The sequence below is a fragment of the Burkholderia territorii genome (genome assembly GCF_902833055.1).
GTDB lineage: Bacteria > Pseudomonadota > Gammaproteobacteria > Burkholderiales > Burkholderiaceae > Burkholderia > Burkholderia territorii.
Genome location: NZ_CADFEJ010000131.1, coordinates 1 through 468, shown reverse-complemented (window position 1 = coordinate 468; position 468 = coordinate 1). Strand labels below are relative to the sequence as shown.

The 468-nt window shown below is 69.4% G+C and carries 1 protein-coding gene; it reads right to left on the bottom strand.

Translation table 11 applies throughout. From position 1 onward, the window contains the following. Positions 1–468, bottom strand: a 468-nt coding sequence (locus HW466_RS31375) for a thiolase family protein (protein ID WP_279610402.1), incomplete at both ends; no start/stop codon positions are given.

Here is a 468-nt window from a genome sequence, read left to right as displayed (position 1 = left end):
GTGACCGTGCCGTTTTCCTTCGCGAACACCGGGCGCAGCTTGGAGAAATCCTCGGCGCTCGCGTCATGGCGCACGTGCTCGTCGCTATCGAAGAGCACGGTGCCCTTCTTCGAGCCGATCTCGATCGGCAGGATCTGCGTCTTGAAGTAGCCGGCGCGGCTCGCGTGCGAGGCGCGGCGATGCGATTCGAGCGCCAGCGCGTGCTGCGCCTCGCGCGTGATGCCGTACCTGGCGGCCACGTTCTCGGCCGTCACGCCCATGTGGAGCGACTGGAACGAGTGGTGCAGCGCGCCGAGCATCATGTCGACGATCGTCGCGTCGCCCATGCGCTGCCCGAAACGCGCCGCCGGCATCGTGTACGGCGCGCGGCTCATGTTCTCGGCGCCGCCGGCCACGGCGATGTCGGCATCGCCGAGCAGCACGCTCTGCGCGGCCGAGACGATCGCCTGCAGGCCCGAGCCGCACAGG